The organism is Rhodococcus sp. BP-332 (genome assembly GCF_019836065.1).
Taxonomy (GTDB): Bacteria; Actinomycetota; Actinomycetes; order Mycobacteriales; family Mycobacteriaceae; genus Rhodococcoides.
Map to the genome: position 1 here is coordinate 12852 of NZ_JABUEC010000002.1, position 18309 is coordinate 31160.

Genomic DNA, 18309 nt, shown 5'->3' on the forward strand with positions numbered 1-18309 from the left:
GTTTTACGGACGAGGACACCCGATGCTGACCATCACCGCCACCACCCCGCCGCCGTCGCCCGCCCGCACGCGCGAGCCCGGCCGCCCACCGGTACGAGTGGCGCTCGTGCAGCATCGGTGGCACCAGGATCCGAGCGTGTTGCGCGCCGAACTGGAGGATGGGATCGCCACTGCGGCAGGGGAAGGCGCTCGCATCGTCTTCCTCCCGGAGCTGACCCTCAGCCGCTATCCGGCGTTCGTGCCGGGCGGTGAGAACCCCGGCCGCAGCGCGGAGGACCTGGCCACCGGGCCGACGGTCACCTTCGCCGCCGAGGCCGCCGCGCGTCACGGCGTCGTCGTGCACGCGTCGTTGTACGAACGCGACGACACCGCCGGCGACGGCCTCGGGTACAACACCGCCGTCCTGGTCTCGCCCGACGGCGAGGTGACGGCCCGGACTCGGAAACTGCACATTCCCGTCACCGCCGGCTACCACGAGGACACGTACTTCCGCCCCGGACCTGCCGACGACCCGTACCCCGTGCACCGTGCGGCGGACCTCGCACTGGGAATGCCGACGTGCTGGGACGAGTGGTTCCCCGAGGTCGCGCGGGCCTACTCGGTGGCCGGCGCGGAGGTCCTGGTCTATCCGACGGCCATCGGCTCGGAGCCGGATCATCCCGACTTCGACACCCAACCTCTCTGGCAGCAGGTCATCGTCGGCAACGGCATCGCGAACGGCACGTTCATGGTGGTACCCAACCGCCACGGTGACGAGGGCGCCATCACGTTCTACGGTTCCTCGTTCATCTCCGACCCGTACGGCCGAGTTCTCGTGTCGGCTCCCCGCGACCGCTCGGCCGTCCTGGTCGCCGATCTCGACCTCGACCAGCGTGGCGACTGGCTGACGCTGTTCCCGTTCCTCGACACCCGACGTCCGGACACGTACGGCACCCTCACCCGGCCCGTGGCGGGTACCCGGTGACGTGGCGCATGCCCGCCGAGGGCGAACCGCACGAGCGCACCTGGATGGCGTTCCCCAGCCCCGGTTACTCGCTCGGCGACACCGAGGAGGAGCGCCACGAGGCTCGCACGACGTGGGCCGCCGTCGCCCGCGCCGCGGCCGAGTTCGAGCCGGTGACCGTCGTGGTGGATCCCCGTGAGGCCCGCGTCGCCGCGGAGTACCTGGGATCGGGCATCACGATCCTCGAGGCACCTCTCGACGACGCGTGGATGCGCGACATCGGGCCGACCTTCGTGGTCTCGGACGACGGAACCGTCGGCGCGGTGGACTGGGTCTTCAACGGGTGGGGCGCACAGGAGTGGGCGACGTGGGAGAACGACGCCCGGATCGGTGCACTGGTGGTGCGGGCGGCCGGCGTTCCGGTCGTCGCGTCCGACATGGTCAACGAGGGCGGCGGCATCCAGGTCGACGGCGCCGGAACCGTCCTCCTCACCGACACGGTGCAGCTCGACAGCGGACGCAACCCCACCTGGTCGAAGCAGGACGTCGAGGCGGAGCTGTCCCGCACTCTCGGTGTCGATCGCGCGATCTGGTTGCCGCGCGGCCTGACTCGGGACTCCGAGACCTACGGCACCCGCGGCCACGTGGACATCGTCGCCGCGATGCCGACGCCGGGCGTCGCCCTCGTGCACGATCAGCGCGACCCCACGCATCCGGACCACGAGATCAGCCGCGACGTCATGGATCTCCTCACCCGGGAGGGACTCCGTGTCGTTCCGGTTCCCGCACCGACCGTGCTGCGGGACGACGAGGGCGTCGTCGACTACAGCTACATCAACCATTACGTGGTCAACGGCGGGGTCATCGCCTGCAGCTTCGACGATCCGAACGACGACGAGGCGGTGCACATCCTGTCCGAGGCCTATCCCGGCCGACGCGTCGTGAGCGTCGACGCCCGGCCGCTGTTCGCCCGGGGCGGCGGCATCCACTGCATCACTCAACATCAGCCGGCGCCTGTCGTACCCCTCCCCTAGCGTGACGCCACCGACAACGGGGGGACGGACATGGGCGGACATCGCCGGGGGCAGCGCAGACGCAGCGAGCAGAGGACGGTGCGCGAGGTCGCCGCACTCGTCGCGGAGCCGGGGTCGCAGTACGGCAGCCGCTGGAACGCGGAGCCGTACAGGTTCTGCGACTGCGACGACGAGGAGTGCGTCGGCGGCGCCGTCTACTGCGAGAACAGGGTCTACGCGCACGAGGAGCTGGGCCGCGTTCTCGGCCGACCGGACCGGCAGCGCGGCGCCTCGTAGGGTGGCAGGCATGACCACGCGCCCCGCCCCTGCGACCGTGCCTCGTATCGTCGGGCGTCTCGTCCTCGGCGCGTTCCTGGTGTTCGCCGGACTGAGCCACCTGTTCTGGGCCCGGCAGGAGTTCGCCGCGCAGGTACCGACGTGGATGCCGCTCGACACCGATCTCGTGGTGGTCGCATCGGGTGTCGTCGAGGTGGTGCTGGGCCTGGCTCTCGTCGCCCTGACGCGGTACCGGGTGGCGGTGGGGTGGGTCACGGCACTGTTCTTCGTCGCCGTGTTCCCGGGCAACATCTCTCAGTTCGTGACGCACACAGACGCTTTCGGGCTGGACACCGATCGGGCACGAGGTATCCGGCTGCTGTTCCAGCCATTGCTGGTGATCTGGGCTCTGTGGGCCACCGGCGCCTGGTCGGCGTGGCGAGCACGTCGGCGATGACCGGTCAGCCGACGGCCCGCGTCGTCATGCGGTGCACCTCGGCCGAGTAGGCCACCAGGGTCACGAGATCCACGGACACGGGCGCCGACGTCACCGCGCGCACCTGTTCGGCGACCGCGAGCTCCACCGGCCATCCGTACGCACCGCCCGAGATGAGCGGGAACGCGATCGAGGATGCTCCGAGCGAGTGAGCCAGGAGAAGGGAGCGCTCGTACGCTGCGCGCAGGATCGGCGAGCGGTCCTCGCGGGCCGAGTACCGCGGCCCCACTGTGTGGACGACCCACCTCGCCGGCAGACGGCCTGCGGGCGTCGCGACGGCGGCACCCGTGTCGAGTCCGTTCGGGAGGGTCGTCGCCCGCAGAATCTTGCAGGCGTCAAGGATTTCTCGTCCGCCTGCGCGGTGGACGGCGCCGTCCACCCCGCCTCCACCGAGGAGGGTCGAGTTGGCGGCATTGACGATCACGTCCGCGCGCACGGTGGTGATGTCTCCGGTGACCACATGGATGACACTCATGCTGCTGCTCCTTCTGTGAGGCGACGTCCCAGATCCGCGAGGTCCGCGGCTCGTCGTCCGGGGTACCCGTGCAGGATCGTGGTCCACGCCTCGGGGATCACCGAGGCGCCCCAGCGTGCGCCGAGAAGCCCACCGGCTATGGCCGCGGTGGTGTCGGTGTCGCCGCCCGCGCGGACACACGCCTCCAGCGCCGCTGTCAGCTGGTCCCCGTTCTCCTCGGTGGTCGTGATGGCCGACCAGGCCGTCTGGAGCGCGTGCACCACCCACCCGTTCCTGTCGAAGTCCGACGGGCGCCCCTTCTCCGCGGCGTCGAGCAACGGCGCCCAGGTGTCGCGCACCGACGGCTCCGCCGCGTCGAGGTACAGCGAGATGCCGTCGTAGTTGCCGTGCAGGACGGCGTGCCGGATGCCGGCACTCCAGATCTGGCATGCCTCCCCCGCCTGCGGATCACTGTGCGTCAGGGCGCTGATCTGCGCAGCGGCCACCGAGAGCTGAACCGGGTCGTCGAGATACGCCAGCGCCACCGGGGCAGTTCTCATCAGCGAACCGTTGCCGCCTGTCCTGCCGGAGAGTCCCGCGGCGACGGCGGTCATCTCGGCAGCCGACCTGCTGCGCCGGGACAGCACCGTGCGCGTCTGGATACCGACGTCCGCCGGGTTCGTGTCGATCCAGGCCACGAAGTTCGCCGCGACGCCGTCGAGTCCCCGGCCCTCCACCAGCGCCTCGGCGATACAGAGGGCCATCGACGTGTCGTCCGTCCACTCGCCGGGCGCCCAGTCGAAGGTGCCGCCGCCGATCATGTCGATCACCGTCTCGGGCGTCGGGTAGCCGAACTCGTATCCGGCACCCAGTGCGTCACCGGCTGCGGTGCCGAGCACGACGCCCTCGGCGCGGTTCTTCTGTTCGTCGGTCAGCTTCATGTCGTCCCCTTTGCTCGTTTGTGCGCTAACCATAACGCACCACTGCGCTAAGCTGCAACCCATGCCCTCCGATCTGACGTCGTACCCACGACCGTCCGTCGCTGTCGACGTCGCCGTTCTCACCGTCCACGGCGGAACGCTGAACGTGGTGACGGTGGAATCACCCTGGGGAGCTGCACTTCCCGGCACATTCCTGCATCCGGGCGAGACGCTCGCCGATGCGGCGAGGCGCGCGTTGAGCACCAAGGCCGGCATCGACGGCGTCGAGTTCCATCAGATCCGGATGTTCGACGCTCCCGACCGCGACGATCGAGGATGGGTCCTGTCGATGGCGCACTGCGCGGAGGCGCCCACCGACTCCCTGCCTTCCGGCACCGATCTCCTGGCCGTCGAGGCGGATCGGCCTGTGGAACCGATGGCCTTCGACCATGCCGACATGGTGTCGGCCGCCGTGGGCGACCTGCGGTCTCGCTACCTCACCCGTCCTGATCCGTCGCACCTGCTGGGGACCACCTTCACACTGCTCGACCTGCGCACCCTGTACGAGACCGTGTTCGACCGCCCGCTGCGCAAGGACACCTTCCGCCGTCATGTGATCGGGGCGCTGGTCGGTACGGGCGCCACCACGTCGGCTGCGGGCGGACGCCCCGCCGAGCTCTACGAACGCAGGCCCGACGAGACGTTTCCCGGGTCCATCGCCGCGCTGCTCGTGTGAGTCAGTTGGGGGTCGGGCGCCGTGACGCCGGGATCCACCACGCCAGCGCAGAACCCGCCTGCACCACCACCAACGGCCACACCATCGGAGAGTGCACCAGCGCCACCGCCCACACGAGGGCCACTGCCGTCACGACGACGCGTGCCGAACGTCGGCGTTGCACGATCATCGTCGCGAGCACCCCGTGCCCCACCGCAGCGATGACGAGAACGAACGCCCACGCATCGGCGAGTGAGCCCACGAACATCGCGCCGGGCGACTCGTCCGCACTCGCGAAGGCAGCGAGGGCACTGACGACGACGGCGCCGAATCCCGCGATCGCGGCGACGCACGCCACCGCACACTGGGTCGCGAACGCGACGAGCACGGCCAATGATGTTGCGTTGGTCAGACTTCCGATACCGCTGGAAGGAACGGGCAGAGTGGTCGAGTGCATGGTGAAGGCCTTCCGATCGTCCGCCGTGGCGCGGTACAGCCTTCGACGCCGCAACCACCCGCTCGGTTCCCGGCGCGCATTTCTGCACACAGAACGGTTCCGGATGGTCGGATGTGCCCGTGGGGACACCGTTGTGTGCAGTGGGAGCACGGAACCGCAGGAGCGGAGCGTGCGTCCAACGACGTGTGCGCAGGAATTGTGGGGTACTCGCTGTCGCGGCAGTCGTCGCGTCACTCACCGGGTGCGGTGGGGTGAGCGGCACCGCCGAGCCGGTCGTGATGGAACTCTTCGACCCCTGCACCGTGGTACCCGACGAGGCCATCCGGGCGGCGGGGGCTGATCCGGCTGTCGTTGTCGACCAGCTCACGGTTCCACTCGACGACACCTGGAAGTGGTGCACATGGAAGGGGAGCGATCAGTTCCTGACCGTCTTCTCCACTACCCGGACGCTCGACGCGCTCAGGACCAGTCCGACCTCGGACAGGTTCAGCGCTGTCGACGACTTGGGTGTCGGCGCGTTCTCGTTCCGCGATCGCGGCGACCAGCAACTCGCTGCCTGCAGTATCGCGTTCGATTGGCGAGAGGGTTCTGTGGTGTTTCGTGCTGAACGGAATCTCGCTTCCTCCGTCACCGCGGATGTGTGCGCTGTGGCGAGGACCGGGGCGCAAGCATTCGCTTCCAGCATCCCCCGTTGACCCGCGAAGGAAGAACTTTCCATGACCGATGAACTCATCATCTCCGCCGATTCTTCGCGCAGGTGCGCGTCAGCGTGCGAACAATTCGTCAGTGACCTCGCCGAACTGCTGCCGTCGATCAATGCGCTCGAATTCAGCGCGGGTTTCGGCACCCTTCCCTCCGGAATCGCGCTCGCACGCAAGTACTCCGACCTCACCCACGGCCCGGAGGGTTCACTGAGCTCCGTGCTCGCGGCCCACATCACCGCCGTCACCAACCTCCGCGAGGCCTTCCTCGAAGCGGGTCGCGGGTATCAGGAAACGGAGGACGACTCGACGTCCCGCATCGGCAACACCGGCCCTCGCTGACCGACCCGCACTACTTCCAGCCACCTTCACCCCGCTCCGCCGGCGGAAAGGGGTGTGCGCGCCACGCAACCCGCGCACACCACCGCCACGAGCCGCCAACCACCGGCAAAGCACCACCCAGCTGACCGACCCGCACTACTTCCAGCCACCTTCACCCCGCTCCACCGGCGGAAAGGGGTGTGCACGCCACGCAACCCGCGCACGCCCGCCACGAGCCGACAACCACCGGCAAAGCACCACCCAGCCGACCGACCCGCACTACTTCCAGCAGCCCACACCCCGCTCCGCAGGCAGGAAAGGGTGTGCGCGCCACGCAACCCGCGCACACCACCGCCACGAGCCGCCAACCACCGGCGCGCACGCACCGACCGACCTACCGACCGACCGACCGCACCTCACGCAACCAGCGCACACCCCAAGCCCGACCCCTACCGCTCAGGCACACCGACCACGGTGAAGGGCTCCACCGGAGTGCCCCCACGCTTGTCGAACTGGCTGTTGACCACCAGCAGCTGATCGTCGACGTCGGCGACGGTGGTGGGGTAGGCGAAGCTGGGGTCGGTGATCTCACCGGTCACCCGCCCACGGTTGCCGTCGTCGTCGAGATCGACTGTGGCGATGAGGCTGTCGCGGTTGCGAACCACGTAGAGCGTGTCGTCCTCCATCTCCATGCCATCGCCGTTCTGAAGTGTCGCGCCGCCGAGGTCCACCTGCGTGACGGCCTTGGAGTCGCGGGCCACGCGGTACAGGTTGCCGGTGCTGGACTGCACGATCACCAATGCGTTGTCGTCGTCCGCCTCGACGATGCCGTTGGCGTTGAAGCCCTCGCCGTACGCGAACGGGGATCCGGTGAAGTCGACGAACGGCTCCAACTGGCCCTCACCGGTGGCGTTCGCCGGGATGCGCCACAGCGTGGGGTTGCGCGAGTCGGTGATGAAGGCGTCGCCGTTGTCGGCGATGACGACGTCGTTGAGGAAGGTGGCGTCCTGCCCGAGCCCGTTGGTGAACTTCCCGCGCAGTGCGCCGGACTCGGCGTCGTAGATCCAGACGGTGCCGGTCGCGCCGCCCGCCACGACGAGGGTGTTCTCGTCGTCGTCCCCGTCGACGTCCAGTCCCGCCGCGCCGGTGCGACCGTCCTGTCCACCGGGGAGGAACGGTTCGACGGTGGTGTTGCCGACCGTGCCGCGGAAGATGGCGCCGTCGGAGGTCGACGAGACGTAGAAGGTGTCGTCGTCGGCGGTGATGCCCTCGGGGAACACGCCGGTTCCCGGCAACGTGTAGACGGTGGCGTTCGAGGACGCACTCGCCGCCGACGACGACGGAGCAGTGCTGGACGACGACGGAGCAGCGCTGGAGGACGCCGGCGTCGCCTGCCCCTCCTCGCTCGACGACGAGCAACTGGTCAGAACGAGGGCGGTGGCGCCGGCGAGGGCGACAGCGGCGGACAGTCTGGTGCGGTTCATGACTCCACCATGCCCCATTGGTCCGAAAAGCGAGGTCAGGCTGTGTGACGGTCCGAACGAGAGGTGTTGTCGATGGCGACCTCGAGGTACTCGCCGAGCTGCTCCTGCAGGTTGCGGTCGAGTGTGCGGCCGAGCAACGAATGCACGGAATCGACTGCGAGAGTGCGCATGATCTGCAACATCTCGGTGGCCCGGAGGACGTCGTCACCCTCGGGAATCCAACCCTCGCCGTAGCGGTCGACGATGTGACTCTTCACAGTCGAGATCATGTCCTTGGACATTCCGTCGACGGCCGCATGGAGCCGTTCGTGGATGTCCATGACCTCGCGGATTCCGAAGCCGTAGGTCGCGAGGGAGGTGAAGCCCTGCAACAGCTTCGGATCGGTGAACGTGCATCGGTCGCCGTCGATGCGGGCGAGTCCGTACTCCGCGAGCCTGGACAGCTGGACGCCGTCGGGGTCGCCGAGCATCTGCCGCGCCTCGTCGACGGAGACCGACTGCACCTCGCCGGTCGTCGACCACGGCTCGGTGAGGGCGCGCTGCAGACCGAGAACCTCGGTGAGGTCCTTGCCGCTCTCCCAGCCATCGATGAAGTCGCTGATGTGTGTGGTCGTGTAGCCGCGCTGGAGCAGGATGTCGATCAGTCGCAGCCGGGCGAGGTGCGAGTCGTCGTAGATGCCGACCCGCCCCCGCTTACGCGGGGGCGGGAGCAGTCCACGCTCACGGTAGGCCCGGACGTTGCGCGAGGTCGTGCCCGCGGCATGAGCCAGTTCGTCGATGCGGTACTCGGTCATCGACTCACTCCTCCACTCGGCCGGACCTCCAGACTAACGCTCGGTCACACCGCGGCGACGACCTCGTCGACCGGTGCCGTCGCTGCCGCCGTCACCGAGTAGTCCGGCAACAGCACCGTCTCGAGCTGCTTGACGTACTGCGTGGCGAAGCCCGGGAACATCGTGGCGTTGAAACCGTCCTCGGTGAGGTACCAGCTCGAGCACCCCGAGTTCCACGTCGTCTTGGTCAGCCGCTGCTGCAGGTCCGCGTTGTACTCGGCCTGCACCGAGGCGCGGACGTCGAGCACGAAGTTCTGGTTCACGGCGGTGGCGATGGCATCGACCAGGTAGTCGATCTGCGCCTCCATGTAGACCAGGGCGGAGCTGTGGCCGGGTCCGGAGTTGGGCCCGAACGTGAAGTACATGTTCGGGTACCCGGACACCGCGATCGACTTGTAGGCGTGAGCTCCCCGGCTCCACTCGTCGGCGAGGACGCGCCCGTCACGCCCGGTGATGGGGATCGGCGACCCGGTCTTGGAGACGTCGAACCCGGTGGCGAAGACGATCGCGTCGAACTGATGCTCGACTCCCTCGACCGTGCGGATTCCCTTCTCGGAGATCTGCGCGATGGGCCAGGTGACGAGCGTGCAGTTGTCCTTCTGCAGCGCCGGGTAGTACTTGCTGGTCATCAGCAGGCGCTTGCACCCGGCGCGGAACTCCGGCGTGAGCTGGCGCCGCAGCCACGGATCCGGAACCTGACTGCGGAGGTGCAGCTTCGACACTCCCTCCACCACGCGCGTGAGCGGCGAGTTCCAGACGACCCCGAGGGCGACCGACTCGTGGCCCCAGAACCAGGCCTTGCGCGCGACGCTCTGACTGAAGGGCACGCGGCGGTAGATCTCGCGAGTCAGTCCGCGGGTGCGGAAGTTGGTGCGGGGCAGCACCCACCCCGGCGTGCGCTGGAAGACCTTGACCGACTCGGCGACCTTCACCAGCTCGGGAACGATCTGCACGCCGCTGGCTCCGGTGCCGACGACGGCGACCTTCTTGCCGGCGAAGTCGTAGTCGTGGTCCCACCGGGCGCTGTGGATCTTCGCTCCCGCGAAGGTCTCGACGCCGCGGATCTTGGGCAGGCTGACGTTCGCCAGCGGTCCCGACGCCATCACGACGGTGCGGGCGAGGACGGGTTCCCGGTCCTGGACCGAGATCTCCCAGAGCGACCGGGACTCGTGCCAGGTGACGTCCACGACGGTGTGACCGAACCGGAGGTAGCGGCTCAGCTCGAACTTCTCGACCATCGAGTCGATGTAGCCCAGGATCTCCGCACTCCCGGAGTAGGTGTGCGACCAGTCCGGATTGGGGGCGAAGCTGTACGAGTACAGGCGGGACGGAATGTCGCAGGCTGCACCGGGATACGTGTTGTCACGCCAGGTCCCACCGGCACGTGTGCCGCGTTCGAGGATGGCGATGTCGCGAATCCCCCGTTGCTGCAGCCGGATCGCGGCACCGATGCCGGCGAATCCGCCTCCGATGATGGCGGTGGAGAGAATCTCGGTCATGCGACGGGCTCGTACGTGAGTTCCTTGGACCACGTGGGCTGCGGGCGCAGCAGCCGCTTCGGGTACTTGGCCGTCAGCGTCACCATCGAGTCGGCGAACTTGTGGTACGGGTGGTCGCGGTTGATGACGACGCTCCCGTGCCAGCTGATGAAGCGGTACATCGGCAGACGCTTCGGGAACTCGCTGCGTTCGCCCACCTTCTTGAAGCGCTTCATCGCGGTGTAGAGGCGCTCCTCGTCGACACCCATCTCGACGATGTTGTCCCGCATCTTGTTCAGCAGTGGGATGTACCGCAGGGTGCCGATGATGAGCGACGGATGCATCCAGGCGCCGATCGTCTCGACGAGAATGCGGCGCATCTTCGCGTGGCCCAGCAGATCGATGACCTCGAAGTCGACGGCGAGGTGCCGCGACTCGTCGGCGTTGATGCGCTTGAACACTTCCTGGCAGACCGGGTCGTCGATCTCGTCGACGATGAACTTGACCAGCGCACCGTCGAGCGCGACCTCGAGCATCGGGATGACGGTGCCGAGCACAGCGAGCGGCGTCTGGTCCGAGTACTTGTCGAGCCAGTCGATGATCAGCTTGACGTTGACGTTCGGCTGCGGGATCTCGTCGTTCTCGAGCATGCCCCAGCGACGCATCAGTGCCAGTTCGGCATTCGCGTGCTTCTGCTCCTCCGCGTGGAAGTAACGGTAGATCTCGCGCAGCGTCTCGGTGGGCGCCTTGCGTGCCATCGCGGCGAATCCGCGCGCGCCGACGTTCTCGATCCACATGAGGTCGGACAGGAACGGCTTGAGCTTGGCGTGCTGCTCGGGCGGGATCATCTCGGCACCGGGGGCGTCCCAGTCGATGTCCGCGAGGGACCACTGGCGGTCCTTGATCTTGTCCAGCATGGCGTCGAAGTCGAAGGCCATCGTCATACTCCTGTCGAGGCGGAAACAGCGGGAAGGGACTGTGGGGCGGGCTCGCCGGGGAGCAGGCGGTCGAGCAGCCCTGCTCCGCGGGTGTAGAGGGTGGGGAGGAGCCGTTTCGTCAGCCAGATGGCTTTCGCGTCGAGCTGGGGCACGACGTAGAGGCGGTTCCTGTCGTGCGCGTCGAGCGTGGTGACGGCGATCCGCTCGGGTGAGAAGCCGGTCCATCGCATCAACTTCTGCGCGAGTTCCGTGGAGCGCTCGGTGATGCGACCGTCGACCGCGACGTTGGTCTTGACGAAGGTCGGGCACAGCACGGTCACGTGGACACCCGACCCGGACAGTTCCGCCGCCAGAGTCTCGGACAGCGACATGACGCCCGCCTTGCCGACGTTGTAGGGCCCCATCGTCGGTGCCGCGGCGAATCCCGCGGCCGAAGCCACGTTGATGATGCCGCCGCGACCCGCGGTACGGAGCAGCGGAACGAACGTCTCGCATCCGTGGACCACTCCCCACAGGTTGATGCCGAGCGCCCAGTTCCAGTCCTCGAACCCGATGTCGCCCACTGGCTTGCCACCGATGCCGACGCCGGCGTTGTTGATCACGAGCGTCGGCGCGCCACCGAACTCCAGTTCGGCGAACAGCGCGAGATCCTCGACCTGCGACTGCACGGCGACGTCGCACTGGACGGCGAAGCCGGGGCCGTCGAGCATCCGCACCGTCTCCTCGGCGCGTTCGAGCGAGATGTCCGCGCAGACGACGCGGCCACCGCGGCGGGCGATCTCGAGCGCGAAGGCGCGGCCGATGCCACTGCCGGCGCCGGTGACCACGGCGTCCGCCCCGTGAGTGAGGCGTGGTCTGGATCGAGAGAACATCAGTGTCTCGTCTCTGTTCGATGGAGGGCTGTCAGGGCGTGCGCGGCGCGGGCGAGTGCCCGGTCCGCTTCCGGGCTGATGCGCGGCAGAGCCTGGAACACGTGCATCTGGTCGGGCCAGATCTCAAGCGTGCAGGTGCCACCGGCATCGACCACCAGATCGCGCAGGTGCTCGGCGTCGGCAACGAGCATCTCCGCACCGCCGGCCTGAACCACGAAGTGCGGCAGTGCCGTTCCCGCCTCGACCGCGAGTCGTAGGCGCCGCCCGTCGGGATCCTCGCCGCGTGTGTAGAGCGCGGTGAGTGCCCGCGCCGCCGCTGCGGAGATCATCGGGTCGCGACGGATGCGCTCCCGGTTCTGCGCGAGGGTGAAGGTCAGATCGATCAACGGCGAGAACAGGAGGACCGCACCAGGCTGCGGAACCGATCGTCGGGCGTTGTCCAGCACCAGGTCCAGCGCGAGGTGACCGCCCGCCGAGTCACCGACCACGACGACCGACTCGGGTGCGTGGCCGCTCGACAGCAGCCAGCGGTACGCCCGCTCGACGTCGTCGGCTGCGGCGGGGAAAGGGAACTCCGGGGCGAGTCGGTAGTCGACCACGAAGACCGGACGCTGCGTCGCGCGGGAGAGCCGCGACGCCAGGCCGCGGTGCGTCCGTGCGGAACAGATCGCGTACGCGCTGCCGTGCAGATAGAGGATCGGGCCGGCGGTGTCCACGGAACCGTCCCCACCCTCGACCGGCGTGCGATCCGCCCCACCCTCGACCGGCCTCCGGCCTGCCCCATCTTCGACCGGCCTCCGGCCTGCCCGGGCGTCGACCCACTCCCCGACCACACCGTCCTCGCGCACGGTGCGGACGACCGTGCCGGGTGCGATTCCGCCGCAGGCACGCATGGCCACCTCGACGAGGACGCGGGCGACGCGTTCGCCGCCGCGTCCGAACGGCAGTCGGGACGCGATGGGTCGCAACGTCGACTGAGTGGCTCGGGCCGCGGCGCGGGACCGCAGGGACCCCCGCTCGGGGATCGGACGCGTCGATGTCATGCCGGAAGCGTCACGGATGACTGTGCCATTTGTCAATGGCCTATAGTTCAATGAAACAATCTTCGGTGTAGTCCGGAGTGCCGGACACACCCGGCCGACGAGGGGAAGACATCGTGGCGATCGACTCCGCGGACACCGCCGTCCGCACACTCCGACTGCAGGTCGACGAGGTGATCCGCGAGACGGCGGACGCGGTGACGTTGGTCCTGTCCACCGCCGACGGCGAGGCTCTGCGCTACCGCCCGGGCCAGTTCCTCACGGTCGAAATTCCTCTGAGCGACGGCGGTTCCGCCGCACGGTGCTACTCGTTGTCGAGCAGTCCCGACACCGGCGAGCGCCCCGCGATCTCCGTCAAGCGCACCGCGGGCGGCCTCGGGTCCACCTGGTTGTGCGACACCGCGACGGCAGGATCCGCACTGACGACACTGGCTCCCGCGGGCACCTTCGTTCCCGCGCGATGGGATCGCCCGCTCGTCCTGGTCGCCGCCGGCAGCGGCATCACGCCCGTGATGTCCATCCTGAAGACCGCGTTGGCGTCGCACGACGGACGGGTCGTGTTGTTCTACGCGAACAGAGATCCGGACTCGGTCATGTTCGCCGCCACCCTCGACGATCTGCAGCAGCGGCATCCGGACCGCCTCACGGTGCGGCACTGGCACGAGTCGGCGTCGGGCCTGCCCACTGCCACCGGTCTCACCGACGCCGTCTCCGGCATCGCCGACGCCGACGCGTACCTCTGCGGGCCGGGGCCGTTCATGGAGGTGGCGCAGCAGGGGCTCCTCGCGGCGGGGGTGTCGCCCGAGAACATCCACCGTGAGGTGTTCACGTCGATCACCACCGACCCGTTCCACACCACCCTCGTCGAGACGTCCTCGGCCACGGGCGTTCCCGTGTCCGCGGAGGTCGAGGGCGACGATCACTCGTTCCACTGCGCACCCGGCACCGTGCTGCTCGACGCCATGCTCGCCGAGGGAATCGACGCCCCGTTCGTGTGCCGCGAGGGCAACTGCGGCGCCTGCGCGTTCACTCTCGTCAGCGGTGACGTGCACATGCGCGTCAACGACACGCTGGATCAGTACGAGCTCGACCGGGGAGTGCGCCTGGCCTGCCAGTCGGTGCCCGTGTCCGACGCTCTCACCATCCGCATCGACTGACCGACCGAATCCCTGACACCACAGCCGCACCAGGAGACCTCATGCCCGTCATCACCAAGCACGTCGAGATCGCCGCACCGGCGTCGGCGACCTTCGACTACCTGTCCTCGTACGAGAACGTGCCGGACTGGATGTTCGGCGTCACCTCGTTCGTCCCCGTCGGACCGGTGTCGCGCGGCACCGGTGACCGCTTCGACGCCGAGATGAAGCTGGGACCCAAAGCTCTGCACTCCACGGTGGACATCGTCGAGTGGGTCGACGGTTCCGTCATCGCGTTGTCGTCGGTGAAGGGTTTCGAGACCAGTTCTCGCTGGGTGGTCACCCCCGTGGACGACGGACACTGCGTCGCCGACGTCGAGTTCCGCTACGAGTTCCCCGGCGGGTTCACGGGCAAGGCACTCGCGAAGGTGGTCGAACCCTTCATCAACCAGGGGATCTCCGTCACCGATCGGACCCTGCGCTCCCGGTTGGAGTCGCCGCGCAGCACCTAGACTCACCCGGTGACCACGAAGGACCAGCGAGGACGCATCGCCACCGCACTGTGGCGGTGGTGTTCCCGCTTCGAGCCGATCGGCCTCGTCGTCGGACTGGTCTTCTACTGCTGGTCGATGTCCCCGTCGCTTCTCCCCCGACCGTGGTACCTGCAGGCCGTCGCCACGGGCCTCTCGGTCGCGTGCGGTTACGGCGTCGGCGTTCTCGTCGTGTGGGGCGTCCGGCGGATGGAGCTCACTCGCGAGTGGCCCGAACGACCGAGGCGGTGGGGCTGGTACGCGATCGCCGCCGCCGCAGTCGTCGTGCTCCCGCTGTTCCTCGTCCTCGGGGCGTGGTGGCAGAACATCTCCCGCGAACTCGTGGGCATCGAACCCAGCCAGTCGTGGGACTACGCCGGAGTCTTCGTCGTCGCCGCGATCGTCGTCGTCCTGGTGATCACGCTGGCTCGTGGGATCCGCCGCGTCACCGACCTTCTCATCGCACTGATCGGTCGTGTTCTCCCGCCGCCCGTCTCGCGCGGTCTCGCCGTCGTCGCCGTCGGTGTGGTGCTGGTGTTCGCCGTCGAGGGGCTCCTTGCCACCGGGATCTCACGCATCTCCAACGGGTCCGCCGCTGCGGCCGACACCGGGAGCGCCGAGGGCGTGGAACGACCGTCGGCTCCCGAACGCTCGGGCTCGCCCGAGTCGAACGAGGAGTGGGACACCTTGGGCCGCGAGGGGCGCACCTTCGTCGCGGGCGGCCCGACGTCGGGCGAGATCGCATCCGTGACGGGACGGCCCGCCCTCACCCCGATCCGGGTCTATGCGGGACGCAAGTCCGTCGACGCCGACGGGCTCGGCCTCGGCCGGGACACCGTCGACTCGCTCGCCGACCGACTCGTCGCCGAACTGGACCGAACCGGCGCCTTCGATCGCGAGTACCTGGCGATCGCGACGACCACCGGTCGAGGGTGGGTCAACGCGTCCGTCGCGTCCTCACTCGAGTACCTCGCCGGCGGCGACACGGCGATCGCGGCGGTCCAGTACTCGTACCTGCCCAGTCCGTTGGCGTTCCTCGCCGATCGCGACACCCCGCTCATCGCGGGCCGCGCCGTCTTCGAGGCCGTCTACCAGCGCGTGCAGGACCGTCCCGAGAGCGATCGCCCGAAGCTCCTCACCTTCGGTGAATCGCTCGGGTCGTACGGCGGCCAGGACGCCTTCTCCGGAGTGCAGGACATGCTGGTTCGCACCGACGGCGCGCTGTGGGTGGGGACGCCCAACTTCTCCGAGCAGTGGTCGCGTGTCACCGACTCACGGGACCCGGGCAGCCCCGAGATCCTGCCCGTGATCTACGGCGGGCAGAACGTCCGCTTCGCCGCGGAGCCGTCCGATCTCGACGCACCCGGTCTGGTGGACTGGGAGAGCCCGCGCATCGTGTACTGGCAGCACCCCAGCGATCCGATCGTCTGGTGGTCGTTCGACCTGCTGTTCGGCAAGCCGGACTGGCTCCGGGAACCGCGCGGCGTCGACGTCGACAAGGGGATGACGTGGATCCCTCTGGTCACCTTCTGGCAGGTGACGCTCGACATGGCGCTCGCCGCCGAGGTGCCGGAAGGACACGGCCACGCCTACGGTCCCGATGCCGCCTCGATGTGGGCGTCGGTCCTCGGCATCGCGGATCCGGCGCTGGTCGAGCGCGTCACCGACGAGCTCCGATAGGCACTCGCCCGCACCCACCACGCCACCGCGATCAGCGCGATCACCTCCACGACGACGAGGATCCGTTCGACGTGGCCGAGGGTGACGACGCGGTACCACGGTGTCGAAGTGGTCATGCCGACGAGCAACGCGTACCCGATGGGCGCGATGGCCACGACGGACAGCACACCCAGCACGAACGTCCGTCGGGCGTGACGGGCCCACTCGCTCGACCGGATCCACGGCGCGGCGAGGGCGATCACTGCCACCGGGATGCTGACGAACGCGACCGCGGCGCCCGCGCGGTGCACCGCGCCGCCGAGTCCGAGCGTCGCGTCGTTGCTCCAGTCCTGCTTGGGAACCGCGACTACGGCGACGAGTCCCACCGTCCACAGTGTCATCGCCACCGCGGCGACCGACGACGCGCGCAGCAACGACTGCCGGACGGCAGCGACGAGAACGGCTCCGGATCCGACGGCGAGGAGCAGCACCCCGGCCGTGAACACCCACTGCTGCGCGCCCAACCCGTACTCGCTGATGGTGCGGCGCAGATGCGACGGCGACCCGAGTGCGGTGACGACGTCGAGGACGACGACCGTCGCGGCGCCGAGCAGGATGGAGAGAAGCCCGAGGGAGGCGAGGCGGGTCTGCACAGGGTCCTTTCGGCAGCGGATCTACGACTCCACTGTGCCTGACGGTGAGCCGGACACGGCGACCGTTCGGAGACGCCCACGCGCACGGTCGATCTGGTCGAGGCACGAGGCCCGCCCTGCCGGATCCGTCATCTCCCGTCGGCACGCCTCGTCGAGGAGGTCGAGGTGGTACCGGACGCGGTCGATCGACGCGGTTGCGGTCGCTGCCGCACCGAGCCGCTCCGCCATCCGGATACCGGCAGCGACCACCATCGGGCTCGCCATCGCGTAGATCCGTACCGCGCCGAGCGCGTGGTCGATCAGGTCGACCACGGGCACCCGACGCAGAACGATCCGTACGGTTCCGGCATCGTCGGTCCGGGCACCGCACGGCGGCGGACGGCCGACGAGAGTCGCCATCCCGACGGACAGATCGTCGAGAGCGTTGCGCGCCGTGTACGGGTCGTTCGTACCGGAGGACAGGGCCCTCACCGCCATCTCGGCCAGCTGCTCGACGGCGAACTCGATGTCGTGCTGCGGAGTCCGCTCGTCGCCGATCTCGACCGCGGACTCGGTCTCGCGCAGGTGCGACGCGGAGGCGGATCCGCTCCACCGTCGTGACTCCGCGATGGCGTCTCCCTCGATGACGTGCTCGCCCGGTCTGCAGAGCAGCACCACGACGGCATCGGCGTCGACGGCCGAGGACAACGCCGCGTCCTCGTCCACGTCGACGACGACTCCGGAACGCGAAGCACGCACCGTGTCGACGTGCTCGGGCAGCGTCACCTCGGAATCCGACGCCGCGTCGGGCGGCGGCTCCGTCGGGTAGAGCTCGTCCACGGCTGCGGCGAGTTCGTCGCGCACGCGCGAGGACAGCGTCGCCACCTGGATCGACTGGGCGATGTGGTGGATGAAGTACACCAGGACGCCCACGTCGAGCACCGCGAGGAGCACGGCGACGTTCACCGCGATGTCGGGTACGAAGACGTCGCCGTCCGAGTCGAGCGACCGGATCGAGCGCAGCACCATCAGTGCGTAGAGGAAGGTCGCTCCGAAGATGCCGAGCACCACCTGGTTCCCGCGGTCCGCCATGAAGTTCCGCACCAGTCGCGGGCCGTAGGTCGAACTGGCCGTCGCGAGAACGGAGATGGTGATGGAGAAGGACGTCGCCGCCACGCCGAGCATCGACCCGCCGATGGCGCCGAGGATGTCCCGGCTGCCACTCGCGCCCACGTGATAGAGCAGCGACCCGCCGATCCCGATGCCCCGATCGAGGAGCCACCGGTCCAGAGCGACCAGGAGTTGAGCCAGAACGACGGCAGCGACGCCCAGGACCGCAGGAACGAACCAGAACGTGCCCTGCAGCCGTACCCACCGTCGTCTCATGGGTTCATGGTGCCCTGACGGTGGG

At 68.7% G+C, this 18309-nt stretch carries 21 protein-coding genes; 10 read left to right on the forward strand and 11 right to left on the reverse strand.

Going from position 1 to position 18309, the window contains the following annotated elements:
* Nucleotides 1–22: 22 nt before the first annotated feature.
* From HQ314_RS05845 to HQ314_RS05860, 4 genes are read left to right on the forward strand one after another with little or no spacing between them, the layout of a single operon-like run.
* Nucleotides 23–964: a nitrilase-related carbon-nitrogen hydrolase gene (locus HQ314_RS05845; RefSeq protein WP_222649555.1), complete on the forward strand. Its 942-nt coding sequence runs from the start codon at nucleotides 23–25 to the stop codon at nucleotides 962–964.
* Nucleotides 961–1977 (forward strand): agmatine/peptidylarginine deiminase, encoded by a 1017-nt coding sequence (locus HQ314_RS05850; protein WP_222649556.1) that lies wholly within the window; start codon nucleotides 961–963, stop codon nucleotides 1975–1977. Before HQ314_RS05845 ends, HQ314_RS05850 begins: the two co-directional genes overlap by 4 nt.
* A 30-nt stretch (nucleotides 1978–2007) precedes the next feature.
* On the forward strand, nucleotides 2008–2253 hold the full coding sequence (locus HQ314_RS05855) for a hypothetical protein (RefSeq protein ID WP_027504915.1): 246 nt from the start codon (nucleotides 2008–2010) through the stop codon (nucleotides 2251–2253).
* Between the two features lie 10 nt (nucleotides 2254–2263).
* On the forward strand, nucleotides 2264–2689 hold the full coding sequence (locus HQ314_RS05860; protein ID WP_056448542.1) for a DoxX family membrane protein: 426 nt from the start codon (nucleotides 2264–2266) through the stop codon (nucleotides 2687–2689).
* A gap of 4 nt (nucleotides 2690–2693) precedes the next feature.
* Here the strand turns inward: HQ314_RS05860 and HQ314_RS05865 are convergent, their stop codons facing one another.
* Both HQ314_RS05865 and HQ314_RS05870 read right to left on the reverse strand, forming a co-directional pair.
* Nucleotides 2694–3203, reverse strand: a complete 510-nt coding sequence (locus HQ314_RS05865; RefSeq protein WP_222649557.1) for an O-acetyl-ADP-ribose deacetylase — start codon at nucleotides 3201–3203, stop codon at nucleotides 2694–2696.
* Nucleotides 3200–4123, reverse strand: coding sequence for an ADP-ribosylglycohydrolase family protein (locus HQ314_RS05870; RefSeq protein WP_222649558.1), 924 nt, complete (start codon nucleotides 4121–4123; stop codon nucleotides 3200–3202). Before HQ314_RS05870 ends, HQ314_RS05865 begins: the two co-directional genes overlap by 4 nt.
* Nucleotides 4124–4184: 61 nt before the next feature.
* Here HQ314_RS05870 and HQ314_RS05875 point away from each other — a divergent pair, with 61 nt between their 5' ends.
* Nucleotides 4185–4838, forward strand: coding sequence for an NUDIX domain-containing protein (locus tag HQ314_RS05875; protein ID WP_222649559.1), 654 nt, complete (start codon nucleotides 4185–4187; stop codon nucleotides 4836–4838).
* 1 nt (nucleotide 4839) lies between these two features.
* Here HQ314_RS05875 and HQ314_RS05880 read toward each other — a convergent pair whose 3' ends face one another.
* Nucleotides 4840–5274 carry a hypothetical protein gene (locus HQ314_RS05880; protein WP_222649560.1) on the reverse strand — a complete coding sequence of 145 codons (435 nt, stop codon included), beginning with the start codon at nucleotides 5272–5274 and terminating at the stop codon, nucleotides 4840–4842.
* Nucleotides 5275–5525: 251 nt separating this feature from the next.
* Here HQ314_RS05880 and HQ314_RS05885 point away from each other — a divergent pair, with 251 nt between their 5' ends.
* Entirely contained in the window at nucleotides 5526–5969 is a 444-nt protein-coding gene (locus HQ314_RS05885) for a DUF3558 family protein (protein ID WP_222649561.1), read from the forward strand.
* Nucleotides 5970–5990: 21 nt separating this feature from the next.
* Nucleotides 5991–6317, forward strand: a complete 327-nt coding sequence (locus HQ314_RS05890; protein WP_222649562.1) for a hypothetical protein — start codon at nucleotides 5991–5993, stop codon at nucleotides 6315–6317.
* Between the two features lie 428 nt (nucleotides 6318–6745).
* Here HQ314_RS05890 and HQ314_RS05895 read toward each other — a convergent pair whose 3' ends face one another.
* From HQ314_RS05895 to HQ314_RS05920, 6 genes are read right to left on the reverse strand one after another with little or no spacing between them, the layout of a single operon-like run.
* Nucleotides 6746–7780, reverse strand: coding sequence for an SMP-30/gluconolactonase/LRE family protein (locus HQ314_RS05895; protein WP_222649563.1), 1035 nt, complete (start codon nucleotides 7778–7780; stop codon nucleotides 6746–6748).
* A gap of 35 nt (nucleotides 7781–7815) precedes the next feature.
* A complete protein-coding gene (locus HQ314_RS05900; RefSeq protein WP_222649564.1) occupies nucleotides 7816–8574 on the reverse strand; it encodes a MerR family transcriptional regulator in 759 nt (252 codons plus the stop codon).
* Between the two features lie 44 nt (nucleotides 8575–8618).
* A complete protein-coding gene (locus HQ314_RS05905) occupies nucleotides 8619–10112 on the reverse strand; it encodes an NAD(P)/FAD-dependent oxidoreductase (protein WP_222632788.1) in 1494 nt (497 codons plus the stop codon).
* Entirely contained in the window at nucleotides 10109–11029 is a 921-nt protein-coding gene (locus HQ314_RS05910) for a hypothetical protein (RefSeq protein WP_027504905.1), read from the reverse strand. The genes HQ314_RS05905 and HQ314_RS05910 overlap by 4 nt, the downstream gene beginning before the upstream one ends.
* 2 nt (nucleotides 11030–11031) lie before the next feature.
* Nucleotides 11032–11901 carry an SDR family NAD(P)-dependent oxidoreductase gene (locus tag HQ314_RS05915; RefSeq protein WP_222649565.1) on the reverse strand — a complete coding sequence of 290 codons (870 nt, stop codon included), beginning with the start codon at nucleotides 11899–11901 and terminating at the stop codon, nucleotides 11032–11034.
* Nucleotides 11901–12944, reverse strand: coding sequence for an alpha/beta hydrolase fold domain-containing protein (locus tag HQ314_RS05920; RefSeq protein ID WP_222649566.1), 1044 nt, complete (start codon nucleotides 12942–12944; stop codon nucleotides 11901–11903). Before HQ314_RS05920 ends, HQ314_RS05915 begins: the two co-directional genes overlap by 1 nt.
* Nucleotides 12945–13057: 113 nt before the next feature.
* Here HQ314_RS05920 and HQ314_RS05925 point away from each other — a divergent pair, with 113 nt between their 5' ends.
* The 3 genes from HQ314_RS05925 to HQ314_RS05935 are packed head-to-tail and all read left to right on the forward strand — an operon-like array spanning nucleotide 13058 to nucleotide 16287.
* A complete protein-coding gene (locus tag HQ314_RS05925; RefSeq protein WP_308119256.1) occupies nucleotides 13058–14098 on the forward strand; it encodes a ferredoxin--NADP reductase in 1041 nt (346 codons plus the stop codon).
* 41 nt (nucleotides 14099–14139) lie between these two features.
* Nucleotides 14140–14589: an SRPBCC family protein gene (locus HQ314_RS05930; protein WP_051613146.1), complete on the forward strand. Its 450-nt coding sequence runs from the start codon at nucleotides 14140–14142 to the stop codon at nucleotides 14587–14589.
* A 9-nt stretch (nucleotides 14590–14598) separates the two neighbouring features.
* Entirely contained in the window at nucleotides 14599–16287 is a 1689-nt protein-coding gene (locus HQ314_RS05935) for an alpha/beta hydrolase (protein ID WP_308119257.1), read from the forward strand.
* On the opposite strand, the gene HQ314_RS05940 is transcribed toward HQ314_RS05935, so the two are convergent.
* Together HQ314_RS05940 and HQ314_RS05945 are read right to left on the reverse strand one after the other, a co-directional pair.
* On the reverse strand, nucleotides 16197–16919 hold the full coding sequence (locus HQ314_RS05940) for a DUF998 domain-containing protein (RefSeq protein ID WP_222649567.1): 723 nt from the start codon (nucleotides 16917–16919) through the stop codon (nucleotides 16197–16199). The genes HQ314_RS05935 and HQ314_RS05940 overlap by 91 nt on opposite strands.
* A gap of 21 nt (nucleotides 16920–16940) precedes the next feature.
* Nucleotides 16941–18284 (reverse strand): DUF2254 domain-containing protein, encoded by a 1344-nt coding sequence (locus HQ314_RS05945; protein ID WP_222649568.1) that lies wholly within the window; start codon nucleotides 18282–18284, stop codon nucleotides 16941–16943.
* Nucleotides 18285–18309: the final 25 nt, after the last annotated feature.

Bases quoted from the DNA above. Each gene is read 5' to 3' on its own strand.
- HQ314_RS05945 (WP_222649568.1), bottom strand. From the start codon at position 18,284: ATGAGACGACGGTGGGTACGGCTGCAGGGCACGTTCTGGTTCGTTCCT.
- HQ314_RS05890 (WP_222649562.1), top strand. From the start codon at position 5,991: ATGACCGATGAACTCATCATCTCCGCCGATTCTTCGCGCAGGTGCGCG.
- HQ314_RS05900 (WP_222649564.1), bottom strand. From the start codon at position 8,574: ATGACCGAGTACCGCATCGACGAACTGGCTCATGCCGCGGGCACGACC.
- HQ314_RS05905 (WP_222632788.1), bottom strand. From the start codon at position 10,112: ATGACCGAGATTCTCTCCACCGCCATCATCGGAGGCGGATTCGCCGGC.
- HQ314_RS05880 (WP_222649560.1), bottom strand. From the start codon at position 5,274: ATGCACTCGACCACTCTGCCCGTTCCTTCCAGCGGTATCGGAAGTCTG.
- HQ314_RS05860 (WP_056448542.1), top strand. From the start codon at position 2,264: ATGACCACGCGCCCCGCCCCTGCGACCGTGCCTCGTATCGTCGGGCGT.
- HQ314_RS05915 (WP_222649565.1), bottom strand. From the start codon at position 11,901: ATGTTCTCTCGATCCAGACCACGCCTCACTCACGGGGCGGACGCCGTG.
- HQ314_RS05870 (WP_222649558.1), bottom strand. From the start codon at position 4,123: ATGAAGCTGACCGACGAACAGAAGAACCGCGCCGAGGGCGTCGTGCTC.
- HQ314_RS05845 (WP_222649555.1), top strand. From the start codon at position 23: ATGCTGACCATCACCGCCACCACCCCGCCGCCGTCGCCCGCCCGCACG.
- HQ314_RS05895 (WP_222649563.1), bottom strand. From the start codon at position 7,780: ATGAACCGCACCAGACTGTCCGCCGCTGTCGCCCTCGCCGGCGCCACC.
- HQ314_RS05920 (WP_222649566.1), bottom strand. From the start codon at position 12,944: ATGACATCGACGCGTCCGATCCCCGAGCGGGGGTCCCTGCGGTCCCGC.
- HQ314_RS05910 (WP_027504905.1), bottom strand. From the start codon at position 11,029: ATGGCCTTCGACTTCGACGCCATGCTGGACAAGATCAAGGACCGCCAG.
- HQ314_RS05930 (WP_051613146.1), top strand. From the start codon at position 14,140: ATGCCCGTCATCACCAAGCACGTCGAGATCGCCGCACCGGCGTCGGCG.
- HQ314_RS05865 (WP_222649557.1), bottom strand. From the start codon at position 3,203: ATGAGTGTCATCCATGTGGTCACCGGAGACATCACCACCGTGCGCGCG.
- HQ314_RS05875 (WP_222649559.1), top strand. From the start codon at position 4,185: ATGCCCTCCGATCTGACGTCGTACCCACGACCGTCCGTCGCTGTCGAC.
- HQ314_RS05855 (WP_027504915.1), top strand. From the start codon at position 2,008: ATGGGCGGACATCGCCGGGGGCAGCGCAGACGCAGCGAGCAGAGGACG.